General features: G+C 63.5%; 31 protein-coding genes. 18 read left to right on the top strand and 13 right to left on the bottom strand.

Annotated elements, in window-relative coordinates; all coding sequences use genetic code 11:
* Positions 1-109 precede the first annotated feature (109 nt).
* Positions 110-484: an SH3 domain-containing protein gene (locus NKI37_RS07000; RefSeq protein WP_023684548.1), complete on the top strand. Its 375-nt coding sequence runs from the start codon at positions 110-112 to the stop codon at positions 482-484.
* A 412-nt stretch (positions 485-896) separates the two neighbouring features.
* A complete protein-coding gene (locus NKI37_RS06995; protein WP_023673680.1) occupies positions 897-1322 on the top strand; it encodes a Ros/MucR family transcriptional regulator in 426 nt (141 codons plus the stop codon).
* Between the two features lie 125 nt (positions 1323-1447).
* Here NKI37_RS06995 and NKI37_RS06990 read toward each other — a convergent pair whose 3' ends face one another.
* Positions 1448-1876, bottom strand: a complete 429-nt coding sequence (locus tag NKI37_RS06990; RefSeq protein ID WP_023684547.1) for a SufE family protein — start codon at positions 1874-1876, stop codon at positions 1448-1450.
* A 117-nt stretch (positions 1877-1993) separates the two neighbouring features.
* Positions 1994-2362: a DUF5330 domain-containing protein gene (locus tag NKI37_RS06985; RefSeq protein ID WP_023732038.1), complete on the bottom strand. Its 369-nt coding sequence runs from the start codon at positions 2360-2362 to the stop codon at positions 1994-1996.
* Positions 2363-2895: 533 nt separating this feature from the next.
* Between NKI37_RS06985 and NKI37_RS06980 the strand changes: the two genes are divergently transcribed.
* The 3 genes from NKI37_RS06980 to NKI37_RS06970 all read left to right on the top strand — a co-directional run bounded on the left by NKI37_RS06980 (position 2896) and on the right by NKI37_RS06970 (position 5825).
* The gene (locus tag NKI37_RS06980) at positions 2896-4641 is read left to right on the top strand and encodes a sensor histidine kinase (RefSeq protein ID WP_352788203.1); all 1746 of its coding nucleotides are present in this window, start codon (positions 2896-2898) and stop codon (positions 4639-4641) included.
* A complete protein-coding gene (locus NKI37_RS06975) occupies positions 4616-5404 on the top strand; it encodes a peptidoglycan-binding domain-containing protein (protein ID WP_023816459.1) in 789 nt (262 codons plus the stop codon). Before NKI37_RS06980 ends, NKI37_RS06975 begins: the two co-directional genes overlap by 26 nt.
* Before the next feature lie 73 nt (positions 5405-5477).
* A complete protein-coding gene (locus NKI37_RS06970) occupies positions 5478-5825 on the top strand; it encodes a DUF1491 family protein (RefSeq protein WP_023698568.1) in 348 nt (115 codons plus the stop codon).
* On the opposite strand, the gene NKI37_RS06965 is transcribed toward NKI37_RS06970, so the two are convergent.
* The 4 genes from NKI37_RS06965 to NKI37_RS06950 form a co-directional block, all read right to left on the bottom strand.
* Positions 5812-6822 (bottom strand): DUF2336 domain-containing protein, encoded by a 1011-nt coding sequence (locus NKI37_RS06965; protein WP_023708427.1) that lies wholly within the window; start codon positions 6820-6822, stop codon positions 5812-5814. The genes NKI37_RS06970 and NKI37_RS06965 overlap by 14 nt on opposite strands.
* A gap of 396 nt (positions 6823-7218) precedes the next feature.
* Entirely contained in the window at positions 7219-7767 is a 549-nt protein-coding gene (locus NKI37_RS06960; RefSeq protein WP_023735535.1) for a DUF1254 domain-containing protein, read from the bottom strand.
* Entirely contained in the window at positions 7760-8344 is a 585-nt protein-coding gene (locus NKI37_RS06955; protein WP_023670163.1) for a DUF1214 domain-containing protein, read from the bottom strand. Before NKI37_RS06955 ends, NKI37_RS06960 begins: the two co-directional genes overlap by 8 nt.
* A 73-nt stretch (positions 8345-8417) precedes the next feature.
* Positions 8418-10577 (bottom strand): transglycosylase domain-containing protein, encoded by a 2160-nt coding sequence (locus NKI37_RS06950; protein WP_023687235.1) that lies wholly within the window; start codon positions 10575-10577, stop codon positions 8418-8420.
* Positions 10578-10704: 127 nt separating this feature from the next.
* Here NKI37_RS06950 and NKI37_RS06945 point away from each other — a divergent pair, with 127 nt between their 5' ends.
* Both NKI37_RS06945 and NKI37_RS06940 read left to right on the top strand, forming a co-directional pair.
* Entirely contained in the window at positions 10705-11010 is a 306-nt protein-coding gene (locus NKI37_RS06945) for a glycine cleavage T C-terminal barrel domain-containing protein (RefSeq protein ID WP_352788105.1), read from the top strand.
* A complete protein-coding gene (locus NKI37_RS06940) occupies positions 10992-12545 on the top strand; it encodes a trimethylamine methyltransferase family protein (protein ID WP_352788107.1) in 1554 nt (517 codons plus the stop codon). The genes NKI37_RS06945 and NKI37_RS06940 overlap by 19 nt, the downstream gene beginning before the upstream one ends.
* 12 nt (positions 12546-12557) lie before the next feature.
* On the opposite strand, the gene NKI37_RS06935 is transcribed toward NKI37_RS06940, so the two are convergent.
* The 3 genes from NKI37_RS06935 to NKI37_RS06925 all read right to left on the bottom strand — a co-directional run bounded on the left by NKI37_RS06935 (position 12558) and on the right by NKI37_RS06925 (position 14914).
* Complete coding sequence (locus tag NKI37_RS06935; RefSeq protein WP_023705441.1) at positions 12558-12722, bottom strand: hypothetical protein; 165 nt, start codon at positions 12720-12722, stop codon at positions 12558-12560.
* Positions 12723-12858: 136 nt separating this feature from the next.
* Entirely contained in the window at positions 12859-14487 is a 1629-nt protein-coding gene (gene groL, locus NKI37_RS06930) for a chaperonin GroEL (protein WP_023684537.1), read from the bottom strand.
* A 64-nt stretch (positions 14488-14551) separates the two neighbouring features.
* A complete protein-coding gene (locus NKI37_RS06925) occupies positions 14552-14914 on the bottom strand; it encodes a co-chaperone GroES (protein ID WP_023816453.1) in 363 nt (120 codons plus the stop codon).
* 246 nt (positions 14915-15160) lie between these two features.
* On the opposite strand from NKI37_RS06925, the gene NKI37_RS06920 reads away from it, so the two are divergent.
* On the top strand, positions 15161-15424 hold the full coding sequence (locus NKI37_RS06920; RefSeq protein WP_023670169.1) for a hypothetical protein: 264 nt from the start codon (positions 15161-15163) through the stop codon (positions 15422-15424).
* Positions 15421-15687 carry a DUF1488 family protein gene (locus tag NKI37_RS06915; protein WP_023670170.1) on the top strand — a complete coding sequence of 89 codons (267 nt, stop codon included), beginning with the start codon at positions 15421-15423 and terminating at the stop codon, positions 15685-15687. Before NKI37_RS06920 ends, NKI37_RS06915 begins: the two co-directional genes overlap by 4 nt.
* Positions 15688-15928: 241 nt before the next feature.
* Here the strand turns inward: NKI37_RS06915 and NKI37_RS06910 are convergent, their stop codons facing one another.
* The gene (locus tag NKI37_RS06910) at positions 15929-16135 is read right to left on the bottom strand and encodes a hypothetical protein (protein ID WP_352788109.1); all 207 of its coding nucleotides are present in this window, start codon (positions 16133-16135) and stop codon (positions 15929-15931) included.
* A gap of 217 nt (positions 16136-16352) precedes the next feature.
* Between NKI37_RS06910 and NKI37_RS06905 the strand changes: the two genes are divergently transcribed.
* Positions 16353-16760 carry a DUF3168 domain-containing protein gene (locus tag NKI37_RS06905; protein ID WP_023670173.1) on the top strand — a complete coding sequence of 136 codons (408 nt, stop codon included), beginning with the start codon at positions 16353-16355 and terminating at the stop codon, positions 16758-16760.
* A gap of 6 nt (positions 16761-16766) precedes the next feature.
* Here the strand turns inward: NKI37_RS06905 and NKI37_RS06900 are convergent, their stop codons facing one another.
* Positions 16767-17153 carry an ester cyclase gene (locus NKI37_RS06900; RefSeq protein WP_023732030.1) on the bottom strand — a complete coding sequence of 129 codons (387 nt, stop codon included), beginning with the start codon at positions 17151-17153 and terminating at the stop codon, positions 16767-16769.
* Between the two features lie 279 nt (positions 17154-17432).
* Between NKI37_RS06900 and NKI37_RS06895 the strand changes: the two genes are divergently transcribed.
* The 8 genes from NKI37_RS06895 (at position 17433) to NKI37_RS06860 (ending at position 24599) form a co-directional block, all read left to right on the top strand.
* Positions 17433-17693 (top strand): hypothetical protein, encoded by a 261-nt coding sequence (locus NKI37_RS06895; protein ID WP_023670174.1) that lies wholly within the window; start codon positions 17433-17435, stop codon positions 17691-17693.
* An 81-nt stretch (positions 17694-17774) separates the two neighbouring features.
* Positions 17775-18440 (top strand): response regulator transcription factor, encoded by a 666-nt coding sequence (locus tag NKI37_RS06890; protein ID WP_023670175.1) that lies wholly within the window; start codon positions 17775-17777, stop codon positions 18438-18440.
* Positions 18424-19842, top strand: coding sequence for an ATP-binding protein (locus tag NKI37_RS06885; RefSeq protein WP_023821067.1), 1419 nt, complete (start codon positions 18424-18426; stop codon positions 19840-19842). The genes NKI37_RS06890 and NKI37_RS06885 overlap by 17 nt, the downstream gene beginning before the upstream one ends.
* Positions 19843-20016: 174 nt before the next feature.
* Positions 20017-20460: an RT0821/Lpp0805 family surface protein gene (locus tag NKI37_RS06880; RefSeq protein WP_023687241.1), complete on the top strand. Its 444-nt coding sequence runs from the start codon at positions 20017-20019 to the stop codon at positions 20458-20460.
* A gap of 85 nt (positions 20461-20545) precedes the next feature.
* Positions 20546-21700 carry a c-type cytochrome biogenesis protein CcmI gene (ccmI, locus tag NKI37_RS06875; RefSeq protein WP_352788112.1) on the top strand — a complete coding sequence of 385 codons (1155 nt, stop codon included), beginning with the start codon at positions 20546-20548 and terminating at the stop codon, positions 21698-21700.
* Between the two features lie 3 nt (positions 21701-21703).
* A complete protein-coding gene (ccmE, locus tag NKI37_RS06870) occupies positions 21704-22147 on the top strand; it encodes a cytochrome c maturation protein CcmE (protein WP_352788115.1) in 444 nt (147 codons plus the stop codon).
* Complete coding sequence (locus tag NKI37_RS06865; protein ID WP_352788117.1) at positions 22147-24138, top strand: heme lyase CcmF/NrfE family subunit; 1992 nt, start codon at positions 22147-22149, stop codon at positions 24136-24138. The genes ccmE and NKI37_RS06865 overlap by 1 nt, the downstream gene beginning before the upstream one ends.
* Entirely contained in the window at positions 24135-24599 is a 465-nt protein-coding gene (locus tag NKI37_RS06860; protein ID WP_352788120.1) for a cytochrome c-type biogenesis protein, read from the top strand. The genes NKI37_RS06865 and NKI37_RS06860 overlap by 4 nt, the downstream gene beginning before the upstream one ends.
* Here the strand turns inward: NKI37_RS06860 and NKI37_RS06855 are convergent.
* Together NKI37_RS06855 and NKI37_RS06850 are read right to left on the bottom strand one after the other, a co-directional pair.
* Positions 24596-24904: a type II toxin-antitoxin system RelE/ParE family toxin gene (locus NKI37_RS06855; protein ID WP_023670182.1), complete on the bottom strand. Its 309-nt coding sequence runs from the start codon at positions 24902-24904 to the stop codon at positions 24596-24598. The genes NKI37_RS06860 and NKI37_RS06855 overlap by 4 nt on opposite strands.
* Positions 24901-25170, bottom strand: coding sequence for a CopG family ribbon-helix-helix protein (locus NKI37_RS06850; protein WP_023684527.1), 270 nt, complete (start codon positions 25168-25170; stop codon positions 24901-24903). Before NKI37_RS06850 ends, NKI37_RS06855 begins: the two co-directional genes overlap by 4 nt.
* Positions 25171-25242 lie beyond the last annotated feature (72 nt).

Raw genomic sequence — 25242 nt, 5'->3', positions numbered from 1 at the left:
CTCACTGAAGAAATTACTTGAATGGCAAATGAACACGCCGATCAGCGCGGGTTCAAGGGCCGGGATGTATTGGTTGCGGCGGGCTCGGGAGATGAGCCAAAAGGAGAGGATGATGAATTTCCATATCAACACCGCTGCGGCTCTCGCCGTCGTCGCTTCGACCGTTCTGGCTTTCACCGGCCAGTCTCATGCAACCGCGTTCGCCGCTTGGCAAGTGGCTGGCGTGCCGTTCGGCGACACGCTCAACGTTCGCAAATATCCGTCCGGCACCTCGCAGAAGCAGGCCGCCTATCCCAACGGGACGATCCTGCAGATGACCGGCAAGTGCACCAGCGGCTTGAATCTTCTGGAGATCGCCGGCCAGCCGCACTGGAAACAGAAACAGGCAATTCGCTATCAATGGTGTCAAGTTTGGCACGACCCGGCGCAAAATGGTGGTTTTGTTAGTGGCTGGGTCTATGGAAAATACCTCACGCCGTATTGAATCCGGTCAGACCGAAGATCTTCTTCGGCGTGTTTCGCCAACGCTTTGCAACTTGCGGTTTGGTACGAATCCGACAATCAGCCGCCCAAATCTTGAAGCATAGACCAAGCATCGCTGCCCACTTTATGAGTCCTTGCTGATTTAGCGACGGCGTGACCTTACGTCATGCTAGTCCTGGTCCGACCAGAAAATATCGCGAAGTTACAGAGTGCACGAAAGATTGAAGCTGAAGAGCGACTATTCGATGAATATCGTTGAATATAGCGCAAGATGCGAATTGACTTACTTTGTCTGGGGGCTCATTAAGATGCCCGGACGCGAATCCATGAAGCTCTTCCCGCGTGGAATTCGCGCCATGCCCGATCTTCCAAAAAGGGCGCAAACAGAAACATCCTTCGTTGGGGCCTAAACCATGGATATCGTCGAAACACCTTCCAGAAATAGCGATGCGCTGATCGAGCTGACCGCCGATGTGGTGGCAGCCTATGTCAGCAACAATCCCGTGCCCGTCGGCGAACTGCCGAACCTTATCGCTGATGTCCATGCCGCTCTCGGGCGCGTGGGCGGAGCAAGCGAACAGCCTCCGGCCGACAAGCAGAAGCCTGCGGTAAACCCGAAGCGCTCTGTTCATGACGATTACATCGTCTGCCTTGAAGATGGCAAGAAGTTCAAGTCGCTGAAGCGCCACCTGATGACCCATTACGGTCTGACGCCCGATGAATACCGCGAGAAGTGGAATCTCGACGCCAGCTATCCGATGGTCGCCCCCAACTATGCCGCTGCCCGTTCGCAGCTGGCCAAGAAGATGGGCCTCGGCCGCAAGCGCAAGGGGCGGTAACACCGCTCCAATGGACAAGATCAACGGCGCCCCTTACGGCGCCGTTTTGTTTCTAGAACAATTCCAGGAAAACTGCCGAGCGCTTTCTCTTGGGAATTGCGTCGAAAGAAGAGAAGATAGAGCAATCAAGCAGTCTGCTTGAGAGCCATCTCGGCGTCGCGCTTGATGCGCTTGACCATTGAGCGCAGGCCATTGGCCCGCTGCGGCGACAGATGTTCGTCGAGGCCAAGCGACCTCAGCGTCGCCTCGGCGTCCGTTTCAAGGATCTGGCTGGCAGTCCGTCCCGAAAACAGCGCCAGCATGATGGCGACCAGACCGCGTACGATATGAGCGTCTGAATCGCCTGTGAAGGTGATGACCGGATCGGCGCCCGGCGCTCGGCTCGTGGTCAGCCAGACCTGGCTGACGCAGCCCGGCACCTTGTTGGCGGCGTTGCGTTCGGCGTCGGGAAATGGCGGCAGCGCTTCGCCGAGCTCGATCACATAGCGATAGCGGTCTTCCCACTCGTCGAGCAGGGAGAAGTCGTCGCGGATCGTCTGGATCGTCGTGGCCATTGCTCGGGATATAGTCATCCGCGGCTGCGGCGTCACGGAAAAAGAAGAAAAGCACCGCAGGCATCGAGAGGTCCGACCGGCCTGCGGTGTCGCTGTAGATACCAGCTGAAACGGAGTTTAGTTCTTCGCCACCAGCTTGGCAGGTATGTTGACTGTCGCCGGCAGCACGATGTCCTCGGCGACGCTGCCGGTGGCCAGCGATGTATCGGGCGAGGTCTCGGCGCTCTTGTCGTCCAGCATGGCGGCGGCGATCTTGGCGGTTTCCTTGGCCCGGGCGCTGATCGTATGCATCGCCGACTTGCCGGTTTCGCAGACGTCCGGTTTACGCTCGCAAATGCCGGCGATGTCGCCGACCGCTTCGCGCGCCGCAAAAAGCGCCTGGAACGGCCCGACGCTCTCGCGGCCATCCTCGTCGGGGCCGACGGTCAGCGGCAGCGCCAGCAACACCAGCGAAAACCAGAACGCCATTCTTATCAAAAAGCCCATCGATCTGCCCTCTCGTCCAATGACCGGATCATGCGTCCATGCGCAATGACCTCTTTATATCAGCGACAATGGCACATGAGGCGCAAAGGACGGCTTTCTTGCTCAGTGAAAATTTTCCTCAAATTTTAGGCAAATTCGAAGCGAGGCGTTTTGCAGTGCATTAGCCTCAAATGCCGACAATTTTCTTAACCTTGCAGTAACCATCTAAGCGATTGTTGCGCATGGATATCTTCAGAAGAGCAGGCATGCCGGCTCAGGGTTTCGCAGCCACGGGCACGCCCTTTGCACATAACGCTCCGTTTACTATGGCTACAAATGGCAGTGCATTCCGGTGCCGGCGCTCCAATTTTTTGCCGCAGCGCGCTCGTTGTTCCGGTCAGCCTTATTCATTCCTTAAACGCTGGATGCGAGTTTCAAACAAGCAAAAGCGACCTGCAACGCAGGGGCAGTCACGACCGGGTGCGAGTGCGTTGAGTTTGACAACTGCCAGATATATTGAACTGCCTGGCGCGCTGGCGGCCGGTTGCGAACGCATGGTCCATCCGGCCATCATCGGCCAGGGCGATCGCCTGCGCCAGCGCCGGTTCATCGGCATCATGCTTGCCGCTCCGTTCTTCGCCGCCGGTGCGGCGGTGACACTGGTCACCTCGGGCATGGGCGCCGCCGTCACCGTCGCAACCATTTTCGCCGCCTTCGGTCTTTGCTGGTTCGCCGCCTTGCTGGTGGCGGCGTCGGGCAAGATGACGCTGGCAGCCCAGGTTGCCCTTGCCGCCGGCGGTCTTGCCCTTGCCGGCGCCGTCGCGGCAGCAGGCGGCCTGGCGTCGCCGGTTGCGCTGCTGGCCCTGGCACTGCCATTCGAGGCCTGGTGGATCGGCGGTTCAAAGCGCGCGGCACTTTGGGGCGGCCTCTCAACCTTGGCCGCAATGCTGCTGCAGCCCTTTGTCGGCTCTGTCGTCCCGCTCGGAGGGGCGCAAGTCGCGGCGTGGCACTGGCTGCTGCCGCTCGCCTGGGGCCTGACGCTGGTTCCCCGGCTCGCAGCCCTCGGCGATGCCGCACGCGCGCAGCCCGCGCTCCTTCCAAACGACCGCCTTGAAGACATGATCGACGCCGTTGTCCTGCATGTCGCCCGGCATGGCGAGGTCCTGGATGCCTCGGCCAAGGCGCGCACCATCCTGAAGCTGCCGCCGGAACTGCTTTTCGGCGCCGGGCTGTTCGACCGCATCCACCTGTCCGATCGCGTCGCTTATCTCAGCGCGCTTGCCGACATGCGCGATGGCGCCCTGGCGCGCCGGCTCGATCTTCGGGTAAGGCTGCCGCAGGACGGCAGCGCCTCGACGGCCGACAATTACCGGCCATTTCAGCTCGAACTGATGCGCGCCGAAGAGCAGCAGGAGACCTTCACTCTGCTGCTGCGCGAGAACGACGAAACTGCCGAATTGCGCGACGAGCTTGCTGCCGCCAATGAGGCCGCAGCGTCGGCCGAGGTGGCAAAGGGCCGCTTCCTGGCGGTCGTCAGCCATGAGCTTCGGACGCCGCTCAACGCCATCATCGGTTTTTCCGACATGCTGCTGCATGAGATGTTCGGCGGCTTCAAGGACCCGCGCCAGAAGGAGTATGTCGGCCTGGTGAAGGAGTCGGGCCAGCATCTGCTTGCCGTCGTCACCTCCATCCTTGATGTCTCGAGGATCGAGGCCGGCGCCTACGCGACCGAGCCCGAACCGTTCCGATTCATCGAAGCGGTCGAGATGTGCCAGTCGATGATGCAGCTGCAGGCGAATGCCAAGAACATCGATCTCCAGGCGCAGATTGCGCCGGACGCCGGGGAGATCAATGCCGACCGTCGTGCCGTGCAGCAGATCCTGATCAACCTCGTCTCCAATGCGGTCAAGTTCACGCCCGATGGCGGCGATATCATCGTCGGCGCCAAGCGGATCGGCTCGCGGCTGCATTTCTGGGTCAGGGACACCGGCATCGGCATCGCCGAGGAAGATTTTGTCAATCTCGGCAAGCCGTTCATGCAAGTCCAGAACGACTATACGCGCCGCTTCGAGGGCACCGGGCTCGGCCTGTCGCTGGTCAAGGGCCTGGTGGCGCTGCACGACGGCACGATGTCGATCGAAAGCATGCCGGGCGAGGGGACGACGGTCACGATCAGCCTGCCGGTGAACGGGCCGAAGAGGAGCGCGACCGACAGGAACGGCGTGCTGCCGATGTCCGCGACCAGGACGAAAGGCGACGCGAAAGGGGACAGGAATGGCTCGCTCCGCAAAACAGCCTAAGGCGGTCAAGCGCCGCAGCGGCGCGTTCGAGGCCGGCGCGATTGCGCTCGGCGGCGCGATCTCGCGCAATCCGGTCCTGGTCGGCGGGTCGACCGCCTTCCTGGTGACGCTGTTCTACGTTTCCGCCAACGCGCTGTGGTACCAGCCGTTTCCGCATGCCGGCGCCTTCTTCGCCACCCGCAGCATCGAGGGTTTTCCGCACCCCGGCGGGGACGAACCCGAAACCACCATCAACATCCTGCGGCCCGGCCCGGCACCGGTCAAAAGCGACCCGACCGTCGAGCAGGTCCAGGGCATCCTGAAGGATCTCGATTTCTACACGGGAACGGTCGACGGCATTTCCGGGCCGAATACCCAAAAGGCGATCCAGGCCTACCAGCAGAAAGTTGGCCTGCCGGCCTCCGGTGAGATCGACGCCGTGCTGCTCGACCAGCTCGGCGCCAAGCAGACCACAGCTGGCATCCCGCATCCGCTGCCACGGCCCGTGGATATGGCCGCCGCTCGAGTTGCCGCGCCCGAGGCCGCGCCTGCGCCCATCCCGGTTTCCGCGCCGGCATCCGCCCAGGCGCCCGATGCCCGCATCGTCAAGATCCAGGCCGGCCTGAAGGCATTCGGCAATGACGACATGCAGCTCGACGGCGTCGTCGGCGCCCGCACCAAGGCGGCGATCAAGGAATTCCAGTCGCTGTTCGGCCTGCCGGAAACGGGCGAGCCCGACGAGGTCGTCTACGTCAAGATGCGCGAGATCGGCCTGACCAATTGAGTGGTCAAGACGACCGCTCGCGGATAGACGAAAATCCGGCTAAGACGCCGCGCATGTCCTCCGGAGCCTCGTCATGCGCGTAACCACCGAGTTTTGGGTGTCGGCCCTGCTGCGCCGTGTTTTCGGCGCCGGCGGCTTTGCGGCCGTCGTCAAGCGCGGCGCGACCGAGGCCGGCGCTGTCTTCGTGCTCTCCCGCGGCAGGCTGGGCGACGTCTCCCTGTTCGGCCCGGCGCCGCAGACGAGCTACGATTCGGACAAACCGGATGATCGCTTTTTCACGCTGCTCGGCGCCGGCGACGATGCCGCCGCGCTTGACGCCAGGCTTGAGCGGGAGAAAAAATTCGATCCCGACATCTGGGTGGTCGAGATCGAGGCCGGAACGGTTTCCGTCGAGGAGCTTCTCTCCGTCAAGACGCCTTGAGGCTGGCCCCTAGGCTGGCTTTGTCGACGTCCGGCGCTTGGTCGCCATTCGCGGCGACAGGGGTGTTGCCGCGCACCGCTCGCGACAATGTTTCGGCCTTCCAGCCGCGCACCTTGTCGAGCGCCGCCTCGTGGTGCAGCAGCCGGTAGCGGTCGAGGAAGATGCGGATCGCCTGCGGGTGCGGAAACTCCCGGGGGTAAACCGCGACCACGATCAGGAATGCCCTGTCCTCACTGAGGTCGAGCGCCCGCAGCGCGGCGAGCAGCGAGACATAGCTCGAATGCTCGGTCAGCGACCGCGCCGTCGAGAAGTCGATATCGAGCGCGTCGGCAAGCGCGGTCTGGAAGAAGGCGGCGTTGCCGGTCAGCGCCGTCTCGCGCAGCTTGCTGTAAGTTGCTGAGCCGACGAAGGGATTGACCGATGTCGCCTCGCCCTCGGCGAGCATCATCGAGCGCAGGCGGCGCCTGGCGGTTTCGGCGGCGCTGCCGGGCAGTTTTGGTGCGCTGGGAGCGGCGGCAGCGGCTTCGGCGTCGGCGCCCGCCACGTCGGCGATCGGCTCGGGCTGCCGCACGCGCACCAGGGTCGGCTTTTCCAGCGCCTTGATCAACTGCGCGATGGTCGGGTTCAAATCCTTGCGGCGGGCAATGGCGCGCGCATGCGGCAGGCCGTGGCGGCCGATCAACGCGATCAGGTCGATGTCGCCCAGCGCCCGCGAACGGACGAGCAAGGGCGCGCAGACATCGACCGGCTCCTCGCAAAGCCGCCGCACCAGGGCGGCCGGCGCATATTCGCATTCGGACAGGGCGGCGGCGACATAGCGGCGCGATTCGACCGGCACGCTGTCGAACAGCGGCAGCGTCAGATCCTCGAGCTGGGCGATCTCGCGGCGCGACGGGCGGGTCAGCGAGCAGAACGCCGACACGGCGGCGCGAAACAGCCTTTCGGCTTTTCCCGATTCCGTCCGTATGGCGATTTGCCTGAAATCCGAAGCTGACACGGAAGATACGCCCGACACTCGACACAACCCGGACCATGCTCAACCGCAACTGTGTCGGTTTCGCGCAAGGCCTGGAACAAACATCAAATTAGCCGCGATCCGTTAGCGCTCCGTTAACCCTCTGCCGGCCTTAATCACATTTGGAGGCGTTGCGTTGTGCTCCGGGGCAACCGAGAGGAATACGCGAACCATGGGCATGGTACTGTCTTTCGTGCCGCGATCGGCACCAGTCAATCGAGCAGTTCAGGACACCGGTACGCCGGCGGCGGTGATCATTTTTCCCGGCGTCCGCTACGAGCATCCGCCATTGGCGGGCCAGGCGCGACCGGCGGACCAGCCGGGCACACCACGGACGCCTGTTCCGCACCACTGAATTTGCTGGTCGTCGGGGTGAGGTCAGTAGTCCTGCAGTTCGCAGGAGCTCTGGTCCAGGAACTGCGACACAACCGGCTTCCAGCTGTCGTCAGGCACGAAGGCGCGGATGACGAAGATGCCTTCCTCGATCGGCGCCTCGACGAAGATCGCCCCTTGCAGGTCTTCGGGAAGCTCCCTGCGCACGTCGATCATCTGTGCCGGCGTCAGCACCACGGTGTCCAGCTTGTTGCCGGTCGCCGTGCGGTCGTTGAATGAATAGAAATTGTGGCCGTTGCGGTCATAGACCGACACCGACCAGAACGGCACGCTGCCCGGCGCCTTGATCCGCACCACGCCTTCGGCAAGGTCGAAGCGGCAGGCGGCGGCGTAAAACAGCGGATCCACCGACTTCACCACCGGCGCGCCGCCCGCCTCGGCATCCAGCCTGGTCATCTTGTAGAGGTCGGACGCCATCGCCAGCCGTGACCAGGCATCGCGCTCGGTAAATTCCGGCACCAGCAAAAGCACCACGATGTGGACGATGCCGGCGCCGAGCAGGCCGAGCAGGATGGCGTGCAGCAACCTACGCATTGCAGCCAGCCTTGACGATCCGGGGCAGCGACACGTCGGAAAGGCCGGTGCTTGAGGCAATCGGCGTGTCGTAGAAGGTGAGCACGAAATACATCCGGCCAAAACCTTCGGTCAGAAGCCAGTTGCCGGGGGCCGGACGGTTGCCGACGGCGATGATCACCGAATTGTCGGGTTGACGCAGCACCTGGTAGGATTGCAGCGCCGCCAGCCTCGGCTTGCCGGTGTCGACCACGCCGAGCGATTGATCCGCGGCATAGAGCGTCCAGAACCGGGCGGTCGGGAAACTGCCTTCGATCCTGTAGTCGCATTGCCGCTGAAGCTCATCGCCGGCCGCATCGCGTTCGGCGATGAAGGACAAGCCTTCCGCCTTGCCGAGCGCCAGCACGCCCTCGCGCGCCACGCGCGCCTTCGAATAGGGGTCGGCATCTTGCGTGCCGATCTCGGGGAAGGCGGTCCATTGGCCGATGCTGATCGCGCCGACGCCGCTCTGCGCCTGCAGCGCATACCAGACGCTGCCGCCGCCGAGGCCGATGGCTATGGCAAGCGAAAGCAGCGTGAAAAAGGCGGTCTTGAGCATGAAGAACCGGGACGAGAGAATTATCGTTCGGGGATATAGCGGGGCAGGCCACAGAGCAAGCAGCGCTGTGGAATCAAAGCGCCGACAGGGTCTCCGGTGTCTGCGGCGAGCCGAGCACGGGCGCTGTCTGGAACACCTTGGTCATCTCGCGCAGCGTCTGTGTCGTGCGGCTGGACAACACCGCCGGGCGCTCGGCCGCGGCATCGGCGGCTGCCTGATCGGCGTTTTTCTTCTCCGCTTCCTCGGCTTTGGCCGCGATCTCTTCGTCGACGAAGGGCTTGTCTAGGCCGGGGATCGGCTTCAGGTCGATATTCTGGTGCGCGTAGACCATCAGCCGCTGCCACACCATCGCCGGCAGCGTGCCGCCGGTCATGTTGCGGGTCGGGGTGAAGTCGTCATTGCCGAGCCAGACGGCAGCCGTGTAATTGCCGGTGAAGCCGACGAACCAGGCGTCGCGGTAGGATTGCGTCGTCCCCGTCTTGCCAGCGACGACGATGTTGGGCAGCTGCGCGCGCCGCGCGGTGCCGATCGCCGGCACCGCAGCCAGCATGGTGTTCATGTATTTCAAAGCCTGTTCCGACAGAACCCGATGCGGCGCCGGCGCATCCTTGGCAAAGTCGTAGACGACATCGCCGGTGCGGGTGACGAGCTGGGTGATGCCGTGCCGCGAGCCGGCGAAGCCGTTCTGCGCGAACACGCTGTAGCCCGTCGCCTGGTCCATGACCGTCATGCCCGATGTGCCGAGCACCATGGTCTTGTGCGACTCCAGCGGCGATTCCACGCCGAATGATTCGGCCATCGCCTTGATCGGGCCGATGCCGAGATAGTCCTTGGCCAGCCGTACCGGCACGGTGTTGATCGATTTGGCGATCGCCGTGATCAGCGTCACATTGCCGGCCGAGCCGCCATTGTAATTGTGCGGTGACCAGCCGCCCCAGCTGATCGGCCCGCCTGAGACGACGGAGTCCGGGGTGAACCCGTGCTCCATGGCGGTGGCGTAGACGTAAGGTTTGAACGAGGAGCCGGTCTGGCGCAGCGCCTTGGTGGCGCGGTTGAACTGGCTTGCGCCATAGTCGCGGCCGCCGACAATGGCGCGTACCGCGCCATTGGTCTCGATCACTACAACGGCGCCCTCGGTGACGTTGTATTCCTTGCCGAACTGGCGGAGATGGAATTCGACGGATTCCTCCGCCGCTTTCTGGATGTTGGCGTCGAAAGTGGTGTGGGCGACCAGCGAATGCTGGCCGGGCTTGGCGATTTTCTTGACCTCATCGAAGGCCCAGTCGAGGTAATAATCCGGGCTCTTCTGCTCGCCGCGGTCGACGATCTCGGCTGGATGCAGCCTTGCCTGCAGCACCTGGCCTTCGGTCATGAAACCGGAATCGACGAGGTTCGACAGCACCACATTGGCGCGAGCGCGGGCAGCGGGCAGGTTGATGTGCGGGGCGTATTTGGTCGGCGCCTTGAACAGGCCGGCCAGCATCGCCGCCTCGGCGAGGTTCAGATCCTTGACGCTCTTGCCGAAATAGAAATCCGCCGCCGCCTCGATGCCGAACGTGCCGCCGCCCATATAGGCGCGGTCGAGATAGAGCTGCAGGATCTCCTTCTTCGACAGATTGGCCTCCAGCCACAGCGACAGGAAGGCTTCCTTGATCTTGCGCTGGAAGGTACGCTCATTCGACAGGAACAGGTTCTTGGCCAGCTGCTGGGTGATGCTGGAGCCGCCCTGGACGACGGAATTGGCCCGCACATTCTCGAAGATGGCGCGCGACAGGCCGAGCACGTCGATGCCGTAGTGCTCGAAGAAGCGCCGGTCCTCGGTCGCCAGCACCGCTTTGATGACATGGTCCGGCATCTCGTCGACAGGCACGGAATCGCGCTGGATGATGCCGCGCTGGCCAATCTCGTTGCCGTAGCGGTCGAGGAAGGTGACGGCGAAATCGCCCTGACTGCGCCAGTCGCCGGTGGTGATCTGGAAGGCCGGCATCGCGAGTGCGAGCAGCACGACGACGCCGCCGGCGCCCATCGTAAAACCTTCGCTCAGCACCTCGATGATGCCGCGTCGCCAGCCGGTGACTCGGAAGCGCCGCGAAAAAATGGTTGCCGATTCCCAGAACTGGCCGGCCTTGAAGCCGATTTCGTAGAGCGAGGAATCGATCCACGCGTCCACCGCCAGCAATGCGGCGGCGATCGGACCTCTTCGTCTTGGACGTCGTTCTAAAGGACTGGCCATTCCCGAAACTCACCCAACCCACCTGAGAACCGCAAGCGGGCAATTTCAGGGCGGGCATACCCGGCCAAGACTATTCATCCATTTCAGCCCGGCTCACAAGGGCTGCCAGGCCACACCGCACGGTTTGTTGAGCGCCGCCCGGATCGTGACGCTGGAGGTCGACGCCGTCGATGCCGACGCCAGTGGCTTCGAGCCAGTCTGGCACAAGGGCCGGCGCGTCGGCTTCGTCGCCTCAGCCGGCTATGGCTACACAATAGGCAAAAGCGTCGCGCTGACGTTGCTGGGCGACGAATTCGCCGGGGAGGGGACCGCGCTTTCGGTGCACATTGTCGGCGTCGAGCGGCCGGCGCGAATTATTCCGGCCTTCCCATACGACCCCGAGGGCAGGCGATGCGGCAATGAGGAGTTTTGGCCATGGTCGATGACATCATAAGGGAGACCAGGCGCGAGCGCCGGCGCGGGCACACCGGTGAGGCCGGCAGCGGGCCAAGCCGCCACCCGAACTATCGCTCGCTCAAGAACCCGTTCCTGCCGCAGCCGGTGTTTTCGGACGACCAGGTCGCGGCCATCCACGGCACGGCGTTGCGCGTGCTGGAAGAGCTCGGCATCAAGGTGCTGCTGCCGGAGGCACGGGCGATCTACGCCAAAGCCGGTGCGCTGGTCGACGAGGACAGCCGGATGGTGCGCATCGGCCGCGATATTGTCACTGCGGCACTGGCCTCGGCGCCGAAATCCATCCGGGCGCTGGCGGGCAACCGTAGCCGCGATCTCATGCTGGAGCTCGGCTCGATGACGTTCCTCGCCGGAGCCGGGGCGCCCAACGTCACCGATCTCGAACGCGGACGGCGTCCGGGCACGCTCGCCGCTTTCGAAGAACTGACCAAGCTTGTTCAGAATTTCGACGTGCTGCATATGCTCGGCCCCTGGATCGAGCCTCAGGATGTCGACAACCGTTTGCGCCACTATGCCGTCAACCGTGCGCAGCTGACCCTGTCGGACAAGTTTCCCTTCGTCTTCGCCCGTGGCACGCCGCAGGTCGAGGACGGGTTCGAGATGATCCGGTTGGCGCGCGGCCTCTCGCAGGACGAGTTCCTTGCCGGCGTCCATTGCTATGCCGTCATCAACACCAATTCGCCGCGCCAGCTCGATATCCCGATGGCGCAGGGCATCATCGACTTCGCCAAGGCCGGCCAGGTGTCCATCATCACGCCCTTCTGCCTGGCCGGCGCCATGGCGCCGATCACCGTCGCCGGCGCATTGACGCTGCAGCATGCCGAGGCGCTGGCTGGTCTCGCGCTGGCGCAGATGGTGCGGCCGGGCGCACCGGTGGTTTACGGATCCTTCTCCTCCAATGTGGACATGAAGTCCGGCGCACCGGCCTTCGGCACGCCCGAGCACGTCAAGGCGACGCTGGGCGCCGGTCAGCTGGCCCGCTTCACCGGCCTGCCTTGGCGGTCCGGCGGCGGCAGTGCGGCCAACATTTCCGATGTGCAGGCGGCGCACGAGACGCAGTTCGCGCTGTGGGGCTCGGTGCTTGCCGGCGCCACCGTCTGCATCCATGCCGCCGGCTGGCTGGAGGGTGGCCTCAGCGTCTCCTACGAGAAGCTGATCACCGATATCGAGGTATTGCAGACGGTTGCCGAACTCTGCGCTACGACCCCCGGCGACGAGGATTCGATCGGCTTCGAGGCGATCGCTGAAGTCCAGCCGGGCGGGCATTTCTTCTCCGCCGGCCACACCATGACGCGCTACCGCACCGCCTTCTACGAGCCGCTGGTCGCCGACTGGTCGAATTTCGGCAGCTGGACGCAGTCCGGTTCGAAGTCGGCCACCGAACGCGCCACCGGCATCTGGAAGCGGACGCTGGCCGACTTCCAGCCGCCGGCGTCGGCCGTTGCCACATCCGATGTGCTCGACGAGTTCATTGCCCGCCGCACCGAAGAGGGCGGAGCGTTGCCGATGTCGTGAGGTTGGCAGCCGTCACATCGGCCGCTTGTCGCCGGTCTTCGACGGCTCGCGGCGAATCGGCCCGGCATCGGCCTGCCTGTGCTTGTCGGCGGCAATCCGGCGGATGCGATCGAAGCGGCTCTCCTCCGCCGGCTTGGTCGCGGATACAGCGTTTGGCTTCGGGGCAAATGTGATCATCTGTCGATCTCCCTGTCGTTGCTGACTGGTCTTGACTGACTGACGGAAATTCCTGGCTCGCCGGGGAAATGTCCCCGGCAGCCTGTTCTGATTTATGCCCGCCCAGATTCCCAGGCGGGCAATTTTCGGGCGATGGTCAGTAGCCGCCCATGCCGCCACCGCCGCCCGCAGGCGCCGCATCCTTGGCCGGAACGTCGGTGATCATCGCTTCGGCGGTGATCAGAAGCGCTGCAATCGAGCCGGCATCCTGCAGTGCGGTGCGCACCACTTTCGCCGGATCGACGATGCCCGCCTTGATCATGTCGACATAGACCTCGTTCTGGGCATCAAAGCCCTGATTGTGGTCCTTGCTGTCGGACAGCCTGCCGACGACGATCGAGCCTTCGACACCGGAATTCTCGGCGATCTGGCGGATCGGCGCTTCGAGTGCCCTGAGCACGATCGAAATGCCTGCCGTCACATCGTCATTGGCGCCAGTCAGCCCGGCCAGCGCCGATCTGGCGCGTAGAAGCGCCACGCCACCGCCGGGCACGATGCCTTCTTCCACCGCCGCGCGCGTCGCATTCAGCGCGTCGTCGATGCGGTCCTTCTTTTCCTTCACTTCAGACTCGGTGACGCCGCCGACGCGGATCACGGCGACGCCGCCGGCGAGCTTGGCCAGCCGCTCCTGCAGCTTCTCCTTGTCATAGTCGGACGTGGTTTCCTCGATCTGGCCCTTGATCTGCGCGATGCGCGCCTGGATGGTCGCCTTGGTGCCGGCGCCGTCGATGATCGTGGTGGTGTCCTTCTCGATCAGTACGCGCTTGGCGCGGCCAAGCATCTCGATGGTGACGTTTTCGAGCTTGATGCCGAGATCCTCGGAAATCATCTGGCCCGATGTCAGCACGGCGATGTCTTCCAGCATCGCCTTGCGGCGATCGCCGAAGCCCGGCGCCTTGACGGCCGCGACCTTGAGGCCGCCGCGCAGCTTGTTGACGACCAGCGTCGCCAGTGCTTCGCCTTCGACGTCTTCCGAGATGATCAGCAGCGGCCTGCCGCTCTGCACCACCGCCTCGAGGATCGGCAGCATCGCCTGCAGATTGCCGAGCTTCTTCTCGTGGATGAGCACGTAAGGCTCTTCCAGCTCGACGCGCATCTTGTCGGCATTGGTGACGAAATAGGGGCTGAGATAGCCGCGGTCGAACTGCATGCCTTCGACGACGTCGAGTTCGGTGTCGGCGGTCTTGGCCTCCTCGACGGTGATGACGCCGTCATTGCCGACCTTGTCCATCGCCTTGGCGATCATGGCGCCGACGCTGGCATCGCCATTGGCGGCGATGGTGCCGACCTGCGCGATCTCGGCCGACGACTTGACCTTCTTGGCCTTCGCCTTGATGTCCTTGACCACGGCGGCGACAGCCTGGTCGATGCCACGCTTGAGGTCCATCGGGTTCATGCCCGCGGCAACCAGCTTGGCGCCTTCGCGCAGGATCGATGCGGCCAGCACCGTGGCGGTGGTGGTGCCGTCACCGGCGAGGTCGTTGGTCTTCGAAGCCACTTCGCGCACCATCTGCGCGCCCATGTTCTCGAACTTGTCAGCAAGCTCGATTTCCTTGGCCACCGTCACACCGTCCTTGGTGATGCGCGGCGCGCCATAGGCCTTGTCGATGATGACGTTGCGGCCCTTGGGGCCGAGCGTGACCTTCACCGCATTGGTGAGGATCTCGACGCCGCGCAGCATGCGGTCGCGCGCGTCGGTGGCGAATTTGATTTCCTTGGCAGACATTTTTTTCAATCCCGTTGGTGTGGTGAAGCAAGCGGCTCGCCGGAGCCTGGCAAAGCCAGGCCGGTCAGGCAGCCTTCTTGGCTTTGACGCTCTTCTCGGTGACGACCGTCCCGCTCTTGCCGATAGCGGCCGTCTCGCTCTTGTCGATGACGCCCATAATGTCGGCTTCCTTCATGATCAGCAGGTCCTCGCCGTCGATCTTGACCTCGGTGCCCGACCATTTGCCGAACAGGATGAAGTCGCCGGCCTTGACGTCGAGCGGAACAAGCGCGCCGTTTTCGTCGCGTGCGCCCGGCCCAACGGCGATGACTTCGCCTTCCTGCGGCTTTTCCTTGGCATTGTCGGGAATGATGATGCCGCCCTTGGATTTGGTATCGCCTTCGGCGCGCCGGATGACGACGCGGTCGTGGAGTGGCCGAAACTTCATGAGAACTTCTTTCTGGGGCCGGCATAGGCGACCGCGCCGTTCTTATAGGCGTGTTGGCACTCGATAGATAGGAGTGCCAAAAATTATTCGTGGCCAAAATTAAATATTAAAAAGTATTGTGATGTCTGCCGGGTTCGAAACGTCGCGAGGCGCCTAGATATTTCGAAAAATTGAATTTCGAGGCCAAAGCGACTATTTATATCGTAAGTTCGATTTCACAATTTCAGGCACGAGGAGATCTATGCGATGGCCGAAGGCAATCAGAGCATCATGGAAAAAGCTGAAGCCCGCTTCATGGACAAGCAGAAGAAGACGGCCGAGCGCAACAAGGCAACCTCCGACTACATGTCCGAAGCGAGGGCCAGGGAGATCAAGACAGCAAGGCTCAGGGAATTGCGCCTGGCCAAGGAAGAGGCCGACCGCGTCGCGGAAGCCTTGAACCCGACACCGAAGAAGAAGCGGGCTACCGTCAAGAAAGCCGCCGCCGCGCCGAAGGGGGGCACGTCATGAGCCTGACATTCCCCAATCCAAGCCGCTTCTATGACGAGGCCGGCAAGCGCATCCGCTTTGTCGGCCATGACGGCATGTTCCAGATTTCCTTCTCTGTCGCCGCCGATGCCCTCTCGAAGGCGCCATCAGGGACTGCGACCGCGGAAGCCACCTATCTGGCGGCCTTCGATACCGCGTCCAGCTCCATCCATGACATTGCCAGCAAGGCCTACGCCCGCACCCGCAAGAGCATTTATGTGCTCACAGCCGCAGATTTCGGCTAGCGCGCGTTCGTCTTGCATCAGAGCGGCTGAGATCAGCGTGCGTCAGGACTTGCGGTCGGCTTTTGCCCGCCGCTTGACGTCCCGGCTGTTCAGGCGGTCGGCCATCGCTTCCGCATCGCGCAAATTCATGGCCACCATTACCTGTTGCTTAAGCTCGACAGGCTGGCCGGTGAAGATGTCGAAGATAGTTCAGCTCTCGGGCTCGTCCATGCGCAACGCGTAGCGGTTTGCCATATCGGCATCAGGCCCTTGACATGAAAAATGCCGCCGCCAGGATCAGGATTGTCCAGGCCACCGACAGCTTCAAGGCCAGGCCGCCATGCATTGAAAGTATCTCGCGCATGCGCAGGGCCACGGTCCTCTTCGACAGGGCGGGTGCTGCCGCAATCGCGACCGGGGGCTTGACGCCAAGCTTTCCAAAGGCCGGCAGCAGCGGTGGCGTTCGCATGAAATGACCTCGAATTGCCGGAGAAAACAGGGCTCCTCATAACACCCTTCTTGAAACTCCCCGCATGCCAAATAGAACCCGGTCCGTGAAAGGGCCATGCCGCCCGATTCGCCGCCTTCCATCAGGCGGATCGTCATCTGGCGAAATCCGTGCAACGCGGTTAGGTTGCGCGCGAAACTGAGGTTGTTCAAAGCGTGACAGGCGAACGGAGACGACGATGACGGCGCCCGGCGATTTGCTGCAAGCCTTGTTCATGAGATTGAAGAGCGATGCCTCGCTGACGGCGCTGCTCGGCGGCGCCGGGTTGCGCGAGCAGGCGGCCGACAGTGCCGCCTTCCCTTATGTGACCTATGGCAGGACCAGCGCATTCGATCTGGACACCGGCGCCGACAATGATGACGACCAGCTCATCACGCTGCATGTCTGGTCGAAGGCGCAAGGCGAGGCCGAGACGCGTCTGATTATGGACAGCATCCGGGCGCGCCTTGACGGCGCCGCTTTCGCCACCGGCTCGCGCGACCAGACCCGCCTGTCGCTGGAGTTCGCCGAGGCCCGCTACGACGAGGACCTGGCGCTCTACCACGGGGTGCTGCGGATACGCGCCCTCACCGAACAAAGTGATTGAAGCAACCTAGATCTGCGCCTGGATCTCGGCCTTGTCGATGACTGACCACACCTCGCGGATGCGACCCTCTCCGAATTCGTAGAAAACATTCTCAGCGAACGACACGCGCTTGCCGTTCACCGGCAGGCCGAACAGCACGCCCTTGGGATGACAGTCGAAATGCAGGCGCGCCGCCACGCGCGGCGGCTGGCAGACCAGCAGTTCGATGTTGAAGCGGAGGTCGGGAATCGCCTCGAAATCGCCTTCGAGCATACGGCGATAACCCGACAGGCCCAGCATTTCGCCATTGTGCTGCACCTCGTCGCCGACAAAGTCTCCAAGTTTCGCCCAGTCCTGGGCATTCAGGCAAGCGATATAGCCCCGGTAAAGGTCGGCAAGGTGTTTATCCGTCATGGCGCACTCCGATGATTTGACGTTTTCCCGCGCTATTTAGGGCGGCCCCAGAATGGTCTCGCCTTGACCTGTTCCCAATCTGGCTGCGAATTGAGAACCTGCGCGCAAACACCATAGCCGCGCAGCCGGTTTTCCGGTTATGAATCCATTGCCCGGTCTGAGGGACTGGGCGGTAGGATCGCATTCATTCGTTGCGCGCGCAGGGGGTATTGCGGGGATGGATTTTCACCCGTTCACCGTTCATTTCACGTTCAGCACAGTTGCGTTACAACGCCGACCATGAAAACGCTTCGCTCTCATGTCAGAACCGCGATACTGGCGCTCACAGCGGCCGGCCTGTTGGCGTCGCAAGCGACGCCGGCAGCCGCGGCGGATTGCTACGCGATCGGCCAGCAGGTTGCCGAGCAGAATGGCGGCACGCTGGCCAAGGCTTCGCAGACGACGCGTGGCGGCCAGGAGGTCTGCGTCATCGTCGTGCTTGTGCCGGGCAAGGACGGCCAGCGTCCGCGCCGCTCCGAGATCGTCGTCCCGGCGAACTGATCCAATCTTCCCCCTTGCAGGGTCGTTTCCCAGACCACCGGAATCGGCCTATATCTGACCCATCAACAGGCCTGACCGATCATGCGCGTACTCGTCGTAGAAGATGACAAGGATCTCAACCGGCAGCTGGCCGACGCGCTGGTCGATGCCGGCTATGTCGTCGACCGCTCCTATGACGGCGAGGAGGGGCATTTCCTCGGCGACACCGAGCCCTACGATGCCGTCGTGCTCGACATAGGCCTGCCGCAGATGGACGGCATCAGCGTCGTCGAGCGCTGGCGCCGCAACGGCCGCAAGATGCCGGTGCTGATCCTGACAGCGCGCGACCGCTGGAGCGACAAGGTGTCGGGCATCGATGCCGGCGCCGACGACTATGTCACCAAGCCGTTCCACATCGAGGAGGTGCTGGCCAGGGTGAGGGCGCTGATCCGCCGCGCCGCCGGCCATGCCTCGTCCGAGCTCACTTGCGGGCCGCTGCGCCTCGACACCAAGGCCTCCAAGGCCGATGTCAACGGCGTGCCGCTGAAGCTGACCTCGCATGAGTTCCGCCTGCTGGCGTATCTGATGCACCATATGGGCGAGGTGGTGTCGCGCACCGAGCTGGTCGAGCATCTCTACGACCAGGATTTCGACCGCGATTCCAACACCATCGAGGTCTTTGTCGGCCGGCTGCGCAAGAAGATGGGCATCGACATGATCGAAACCGTGCGCGGCATGGGCTATCGCATGCGTGAGCCGGAGGCGTAAGGCGGAACCGCTCCCCATACCAGCAAGGAAGCCTTTTTCGGCGCGGCTCTGGCCGCGCTCGCTGGCCTTCCGCGTCATCGGATTTTCCACGATCTGGGCGATCCTCACCCTGATCGTCATCTTCACTCTGATCACCACGCTCTACCGCCAGGCCAGCGAGCGCGGCTTCGACAGCCTGCTGTCGGCGCATCTGTTCAATCTGATCGGCTCGGTCGGCGTTTCCGAATCCGGCCAGCTCACCGGTGCTCCCGACCTTGGCGACCTGCGCTTCTCGGAGCCGAATTCGGGCTGGTACTGGTCGGTGGAGCCGGCTTCCGAAGGCGTGCACGGCAACCTTCATTCGTCCTCGATGACCACGACGATCCCGTCGCCGACCGTTGCCGAGGTGCCTTTCAATTCCAGTTTCCAGCGCAGCTATTCCACCGACGGCATCGGTGACGAGGAACTGCAAGTGTTCGAAAGCGAATTCGTCCTCGATGCCAAGAACCGCGCCGCGCGCTTCCGCGTAATGGGCAACAAGACCGAGCTCGAGCACGAGATCGCCACCTTCCAGGGCCGCCTGTTGACCTATCTCAGCCTGTTCGGCGTCGGCATGATCGCCATCAATGCGATCGCCATCCTGCTCGGCCTGCAGCCCTTGCGCCGGGTTCGCAACGCGCTTGCCCAGGTGCGCGAAGGCACGGCGCAACGGCTCGACGGCCAGTTTCCCGCCGAGATCGAGCCGCTCGCCAACGAGACCAATGCGCTGATCGAAAACAACAAGCGCATCGTCGAGCGTTCACGCACGCAGGTCGGCAACCTCGCCCATTCGCTGAAGACGCCGCTCGCAGTTTTGATCAACGAGGGCCGGGCGCTCGGCGGCGCCAAGGGCCAGCTCATCGCCGACCAGGCCGCCTCGATGCAGAAGCAGGTCGACCATTATCTGCAGCGGGCTCGGGTCGCCGCGCAGCGCGACAGCGTCGTCTACCGCACGCCGGTGACCCCGCTGGTGCAGCGCATGGTGCGCGTGCTGCAAAAACTCAAGCCTGATGTCAGCCTGTCGCTTACGCTGCCGGCGGCCGACATCGTCTTTGCTGGCGAGCGCGAGGATTTGGAGGAACTGGTCGGCAACCTCCTCGACAATGCGATGAAATGGGCAAGGAGCACTGTTGCCGTATCCGTCACGCCGGCCGCAGCCGGCCTGTTCGAGCTATCGATCGAGGATGACGGTCCCGGCATCCCCGAGGACAAGGCCCGCGATGTTTTGAAACGCGGCCGGCGCCTCGACGAGACAAAGCCGGGAACCGGGCTCGGACTTGCCATCGTTGCCGACCTCGTCAACGAGTATGGCGGGGCGCTGGCGCTGGAACGCTCCACGATGGGCGGGCTGAAGGCGGTTGTGCGCTTGCGGAGCTTGCAATGATGTACTGCCCAGGGCCAATCGACACGGCCGAATGCCTGTGTTATGGCGGCCCCTCGATTGCGCAAAAGCCGTTAAGAACGGCCAAATTTCCGACAAATATCAATAGTATGACGTCCTGACGCCCCCGATGACGCGGCCCCCAGCGCATCCCGTTCAAGAAAACCGGTTGTTGGCATGAAGATTCGCGTTGCGCTCGTTTCCGCACTGCTCGCTCTTTCCGGCTGCGGAACGCTGGGCAAGGGCAGTGGCCCGGATATCTCCATCACCAACCCGCCCGCGTCGCCTCCTTCAGGGGCCAAAGTCGCGACGACGATCATCTCGGCCATGGCCGGCGGGCTCGTCGGCGGATCGATCGGCAGCGGCCTGAACAGCACCGAGAAGCGCAAGGCGCTCGAGGCGGAATACAAGGCGCTCGAATATACGGCGAGCGGCCAGAAGGTGACGTGGAAGAGCGACAGTTCGGCTCATTCCGGCGAAGTCGTCGCGGCCCAGCCCTACCGCGTCGGCTCGCAGGATTGCCGCCAGTACACCCATACGGTGTTTACCGGCACGGCCGGCCAGACCGCGCGGGGCACCGCATGCCGCAACGCCGACGGCAGCTGGACGCCGCTGACCTGAACATTGGGCCGGGGTCGGAATCCCGTCAAAGCGTCGCAGCACCCTCATGTTGTGAGAGCAGGGCTCTCGCTCTATTGGAAGAACCATGCTGTTCTGGGTCATAGCCGCAATCCTCACGCTGGGCGCAAGCCTGACGGTGCTGCTGCCGCTGACCAGTGGCGGCAAGGACGCTCCGACCAGCAGCGACCACGACCTCGAAGTCTATCGCGACCAACTGGCCGAGCTTGAGCGTGACGCCGCGCGCGGGCTGATCCAGCCGGCGGAAGCCGAGGAGGCGCGCACTGAGATCGCCCGCCGCATCCTTCGCCTGGGAGATGTTGGTCAAGCCAATGTCGGTCAAGCCGATGCGCCTGGCACGCGGCAGCCGTCAAAGGCGGCAAGGCTGGTGGCAACGGCTGCGGTACTGGCGGTCCCTCTGCTCAGCTGGGGCCTTTACAGCCAGCTCGGCTCGCCGGATCTGCCGTCGCAGCCGCTTGCCGAACGGCTGGCCAAGAATCCGGCCGATAGTTCGGTCGACGAGTTGGTGGCGCGCGCCGAGGCCCATCTTGCCGCCAACCCTGGCGATGGACGCGGCTGGGACGTGCTCGCCCCGATCTATCTGCGCCTGCAGCGCTTTCCCGATGCCGTGACCGCCTATCGCAATGCCATCCGCCTCGATGGCGACACGGCTGCCCGCGAGGCCGGTCTCGGCGAAGCGATCGCCAATGCGGCCGGCGGCATCGTTTCGGCCGATGCGCAATCCGCTTTCGAACAGGCGCTAAAACTCGACCCGGGAAACGCGAAAGCCTCGTTCTATTTGGCGATGGCGCTGGCCCAGGAAAGCCGCATACCCGAGGCAACCACGGCTTGGCAGAAAATGCTCGATACCCTGCCGCAGGATTCGCCATGGCGCGGAGCTGTCCAACGGGCACTGGCCGAGGCCGCCAACCGCAGCGTCGCGTCAGGAGAGCCCGCCAAAGGCCCCGACGCCGCAGCCGTCGATGCCGCCTCGTCGATGGCGCCGCAGGACAGGCAGGCCATGATCGAAACCATGGTCGCCGGCCTCGACGAAAAATTGCGGCAAAATCCGCGCGACGAGGAAGGATGGATGCGGCTCATTCGTTCCTATGTTGTGCTGGGCAAGGCCGACCAGGCGCGCGACGCGCTGCATCGCGGTATCGCCGTGTTTGGCGCCGACAGTGAGGAAGCGAAGAAATTCACCGCCTTTGCCGCCTCGCTCGGCCTGACGGCGACGGAGTAGGACATGACGCGCAAGCAGAAGCGATTGTCGGTGATTGTCGGAGGTCTGGCCTTCCTCGGCGCCGCCACCGGGCTGACCTTCTATGCGTTGGGCCAGAAAGCCTCCTATTTCTATATGCCCGCCGATCTGACCACCGCCAGCTTGCAGCCGGGACAGCGCATCAGGCTCGGCGGCCTCGTCGAAAAGGGCACGGTCGTGCGCGGGCAGGGCGCGACGGTTGCGTTCTCGGTCACCGACACGCACAAATCGGTCAAGGTCACCTATACCGGCATCCTGCCCGATCTGTTCCGCGAGGAGCAGGGCGTCATCACCGAAGGCAGCTTTGGCGCCGACGGCGTTTTCGTCGCCGACAGCGTGCTGGCCAAGCATGACGAGCGCTACATGCCCAAGGAAGTCGCTGACGGGTTGAAGGCCAAGGGCGTGTGGCAAGAGAGCAAGAGCCAGTAATGGTTGAGACCGGACACTTCGCGCTCGTCCTCGCCTTTGTGCTGTCGCTGGTGCAGACGCTGGTGCCGATCATCGGCGCTCGTACCGGCAACCAGAGGCTGATGGCTGTCGGCGGTCCCGTCACGGTCACAGGCTTCGCGCTCACGGCGCTATCGTTCGCAGCACTCGCCGGCGCCTATGCAAGTTCCGATTTCTCGGTGGCGAGTGTGTGGGAAAACTCGCATTCGCTGCAGCCGCTGATCTACAAGATCACCGGAACCTGGGGCAATCACGAAGGCTCGATGCTGCTCTGGGTGCTGATCCTGACCTTCTTCGGTGCGCTGGTCGCTGTCTTCGGCTCCAACCTTCCGGCGACGCTGCGCGCCAATGTGCTGGCCGTGCAGGGGGCTATCGGCGCCACCTTCTTCCTGTTCATCCTGGCGACATCCAATCCGTTCACCCGGCTCAATCCGGCGCCGATCGAGGGCCGCGATCTCAACCCGGTCCTGCAGGATCTTGGCCTCGCCATCCATCCGCCGCTGCTCTATCTCGGCTATGTCGGGTTCTCTATCTGCTTTTCCTTCTCGGTCGCCGCCCTCATCGAAGGCCGCATCGATGCCTCCTGGGCGCGCTGGGTGCGGCCGTGGACGCTGGTCGCCTGGATGTTCCTCACCGGCGGCATCGCGATGGGCTCCTACTGGGCCTACTACGAGCTCGGCTGGGGCGGCTTCTGGTTCTGGGATCCGGTCGAAAACGCCTCCTTTATGCCGTGGCTGGCCGGCACGGCTCTTCTGCATTCGGCGATCGTCATGGAGAAGCGTTCGGCGCTCAAGATCTGGACGCTGCTGCTTGCCATCCTCACCTTCTCGCTGTCGCTGCTCGGCACCTTCCTGGTGCGCTCCGGCGTGCTGACCTCGGTGCATGCTTTCGCCACCGATCCGACCCGCGGCATCTTCATTCTGTGCATTTTGACGCTGTTCATCGGCGGCTCGCTGGCCCTGTTTGCGCTGCGCGCCTCGCGGCTGACGGCCGGCGGCCTGTTCCACCCGATCTCGCGCGAAGGCGCGCTTGTCCTCAACAATCTGTTCCTGACCACGGCCACGGCCACCGTGCTGGTCGGCACGCTCTATCCGCTGGCGGTCGAAGCGCTTTCGGCCGGCAAGATCTCAGTCGGCGCCCCCTTCTTCAACCTGACATTCGGCCCGCTGATGGTGCCGCTGCTGGTCGTGGTTCCTTTCGGACCATTGCTCGCCTGGAAGCGCGGTGACCTCTATGCCGTCGCCCAGCGCCTGATGGCGGCTTTCGGCGCCGCTCTCCTGGCGATGCTGGTCACCGGGCTGTTCATCGACGGCGCGTCGGTGTTCGCCGCCCTTGGTGTCGGCCTCGCCTGCTGGCTGGTCTGCGGCGCGCTCACCGACCTCGCCGTCAAGTCCGGCTTTGGCAATGTGTCGCACGCCATCATGCTGCGCCGTTTCGCCGGCCTGCCGCGTTCGGTGTTCGGCACTGCACTTGCCCATCTCGGCCTCGGGCTGACGACGCTCGGCATTGTCGGCACGCTGTGCTTCGGCACCGAAAGGATACTGTCGATGCATGCCGGCGAGAGCGTCGAACTCTCCGGCCACACGCTGCGTTTCGACGGCCTCTTCCCGGCGCAGGGTCCGAACTACAGCGAGCAGCGCGGCCGCTTTTCCCTGATCGGCGCCGATGGCGGCGTTTCAGCCGAAATCACCTCGGCCAAGCGCTTCTTTCCGGTGCGGCAGACGACGACGACCGAATCCGGCATCGAGACGATCGGCTTCAGCCAGCTCTATCTGTCGCTGGGCGATGAAGGCACCGATGGATCCGTCGTGGTGCGCCTGTGGTGGAAGCCGCTGGTGACGCTGATCTGGGGCGGAGCTCTGGTGATGATGGCGGGAGCCGCAATGTCGCTGCTCGACCGTCGCCTGCGGGTTGGCGCACCCTCGCGCCGCCGCAAGCAGGCAGCCTCCATGCCGTCGGCAGGCGCGCCGTGAGCACCAGGTTCTCGTTGGCCTCGTTCACCCTGCTTCTGGCGCTGCTGTTTGCCGGCGCGGCGCAAGCGGTGAAACCGGACGAGGTTCTCACCGATCCGGCGCTCGAGGCGAGGGCGCGGCTACTGTCGGAAGGCCTGCGCTGCATGGTCTGCCAGAACCAGTCCATAGACGAATCCGATGCAGACCTCGCCCGCGACCTGCGCATCCTGGTGCGCCAGCGCCTGGTTGCCGGCGATACCGACCAGCAGGTGATGGACTATATCGTGTCGCGCTACGGCGAGTTCGTGCTGTTGAAGCCGCGCTTCAGCCCGCGCAACGCCTTGCTTTGGGGCACGCCGGTGCTTCTGCTTCTAGTCGGCGGCATTTACATTGTGCTGACCACACGCTCCCGCCGCTCGTTGGCAACCAAGGCGCTGAGCGCCGAGGAACAGGCGGCGCTGGACAAGATGCTGAGCGACTAGCTCGGCCATTCCTCCAAAGGCCAGTCCCGCGACGTGTGGATGGCGCGCAGGATAACAATGCTCTGACGGCCGGCGATCAGGCGCAATTCATAGGCAATGATGTAGGGCAGGCGGCCGATGGGCTTCTCATAAGTGCCTGTTACCCGGCCAGGTCGGCCCGTCGCCATATCACCAAGGCCCCGGCCCATTTCACGGATACGGTCCGCGAGGCGTCGGGCGGCGGCAGGATTGTCCTGAGCGATAAAGGCAACTTGCTGCGTGAGATCGTCCAGCGCTTCTCGCGACCAGGTGACGAACCGCTTCACGCCTTGCCTGCGCGCCTGGCTTTCGCTGCTTCGATTACCGCGTCGAGCTCCGCCATGGCGTCGTCGTGGGGCACGACACGGCCAGCCTCTGCGTCGGCCATGCCACGTTTTATGCCTTCGATGATATCCAGCTCGCGATCGACATAGGCTGAGACCGCCTCGGCGGCGAGGAACGATTTACTACGCCTGGTATCGGTAGCGATCTGCTCCAGCTTCAGCTTGGTCTCGGACGAGACTCGAATGGTCATGGTGGTGCTTGCTGTCATTGTGAAAGCCTTGTGCTGAGTTGTGTACACCATAGGGCAGCAGGCGAGCGCAACCAAGCGATTTGTGCGACC

This window comes from Mesorhizobium sp. M0626 (genome assembly GCF_040320665.1).
In the GTDB taxonomy this organism is placed as follows: Bacteria; Pseudomonadota; Alphaproteobacteria; order Rhizobiales; family Rhizobiaceae; genus Mesorhizobium.
Note: the sequence above shows the minus strand (reverse complement) of the source record. Positions and strands in the feature narration are given on the sequence as shown.

Bases quoted from the DNA above. Each gene is read 5' to 3' on its own strand.
- NKI37_RS07000 (WP_023684548.1), top strand. From the start codon at position 110: ATGATGAATTTCCATATCAACACCGCTGCGGCTCTCGCCGTCGTCGCT.
- NKI37_RS06995 (WP_023673680.1), top strand. From the start codon at position 897: ATGGATATCGTCGAAACACCTTCCAGAAATAGCGATGCGCTGATCGAG.
- NKI37_RS06990 (WP_023684547.1), bottom strand. From the start codon at position 1,876: ATGGCCACGACGATCCAGACGATCCGCGACGACTTCTCCCTGCTCGAC.
- NKI37_RS06985 (WP_023732038.1), bottom strand. From the start codon at position 2,362: ATGGGCTTTTTGATAAGAATGGCGTTCTGGTTTTCGCTGGTGTTGCTG.
- NKI37_RS06980 (WP_352788203.1), top strand. From the start codon at position 2,896: ATGGTCCATCCGGCCATCATCGGCCAGGGCGATCGCCTGCGCCAGCGC.
- NKI37_RS06975 (WP_023816459.1), top strand. From the start codon at position 4,616: ATGGCTCGCTCCGCAAAACAGCCTAAGGCGGTCAAGCGCCGCAGCGGC.
- NKI37_RS06970 (WP_023698568.1), top strand. From the start codon at position 5,478: ATGCGCGTAACCACCGAGTTTTGGGTGTCGGCCCTGCTGCGCCGTGTT.
- NKI37_RS06960 (WP_023735535.1), bottom strand. From the start codon at position 7,767: ATGCGTAGGTTGCTGCACGCCATCCTGCTCGGCCTGCTCGGCGCCGGC.
- NKI37_RS06955 (WP_023670163.1), bottom strand. From the start codon at position 8,344: ATGCTCAAGACCGCCTTTTTCACGCTGCTTTCGCTTGCCATAGCCATC.
- NKI37_RS06950 (WP_023687235.1), bottom strand. From the start codon at position 10,577: ATGGCCAGTCCTTTAGAACGACGTCCAAGACGAAGAGGTCCGATCGCC.
- NKI37_RS06940 (WP_352788107.1), top strand. From the start codon at position 10,992: ATGGTCGATGACATCATAAGGGAGACCAGGCGCGAGCGCCGGCGCGGG.
- NKI37_RS06935 (WP_023705441.1), bottom strand. From the start codon at position 12,722: ATGATCACATTTGCCCCGAAGCCAAACGCTGTATCCGCGACCAAGCCG.
- groL (WP_023684537.1), bottom strand. From the start codon at position 14,487: ATGTCTGCCAAGGAAATCAAATTCGCCACCGACGCGCGCGACCGCATG.
- NKI37_RS06925 (WP_023816453.1), bottom strand. From the start codon at position 14,914: ATGAAGTTTCGGCCACTCCACGACCGCGTCGTCATCCGGCGCGCCGAA.
- NKI37_RS06920 (WP_023670169.1), top strand. From the start codon at position 15,161: ATGGCCGAAGGCAATCAGAGCATCATGGAAAAAGCTGAAGCCCGCTTC.
- NKI37_RS06915 (WP_023670170.1), top strand. From the start codon at position 15,421: ATGAGCCTGACATTCCCCAATCCAAGCCGCTTCTATGACGAGGCCGGC.
- NKI37_RS06910 (WP_352788109.1), bottom strand. From the start codon at position 16,135: ATGCGAACGCCACCGCTGCTGCCGGCCTTTGGAAAGCTTGGCGTCAAG.
- NKI37_RS06905 (WP_023670173.1), top strand. From the start codon at position 16,353: ATGACGGCGCCCGGCGATTTGCTGCAAGCCTTGTTCATGAGATTGAAG.
- NKI37_RS06900 (WP_023732030.1), bottom strand. From the start codon at position 17,153: ATGACGGATAAACACCTTGCCGACCTTTACCGGGGCTATATCGCTTGC.
- NKI37_RS06895 (WP_023670174.1), top strand. From the start codon at position 17,433: ATGAAAACGCTTCGCTCTCATGTCAGAACCGCGATACTGGCGCTCACA.
- NKI37_RS06890 (WP_023670175.1), top strand. From the start codon at position 17,775: ATGCGCGTACTCGTCGTAGAAGATGACAAGGATCTCAACCGGCAGCTG.
- NKI37_RS06880 (WP_023687241.1), top strand. From the start codon at position 20,017: ATGAAGATTCGCGTTGCGCTCGTTTCCGCACTGCTCGCTCTTTCCGGC.
- ccmI (WP_352788112.1), top strand. From the start codon at position 20,546: ATGCTGTTCTGGGTCATAGCCGCAATCCTCACGCTGGGCGCAAGCCTG.
- ccmE (WP_352788115.1), top strand. From the start codon at position 21,704: ATGACGCGCAAGCAGAAGCGATTGTCGGTGATTGTCGGAGGTCTGGCC.
- NKI37_RS06865 (WP_352788117.1), top strand. From the start codon at position 22,147: ATGGTTGAGACCGGACACTTCGCGCTCGTCCTCGCCTTTGTGCTGTCG.
- NKI37_RS06850 (WP_023684527.1), bottom strand. From the start codon at position 25,170: ATGACAGCAAGCACCACCATGACCATTCGAGTCTCGTCCGAGACCAAG.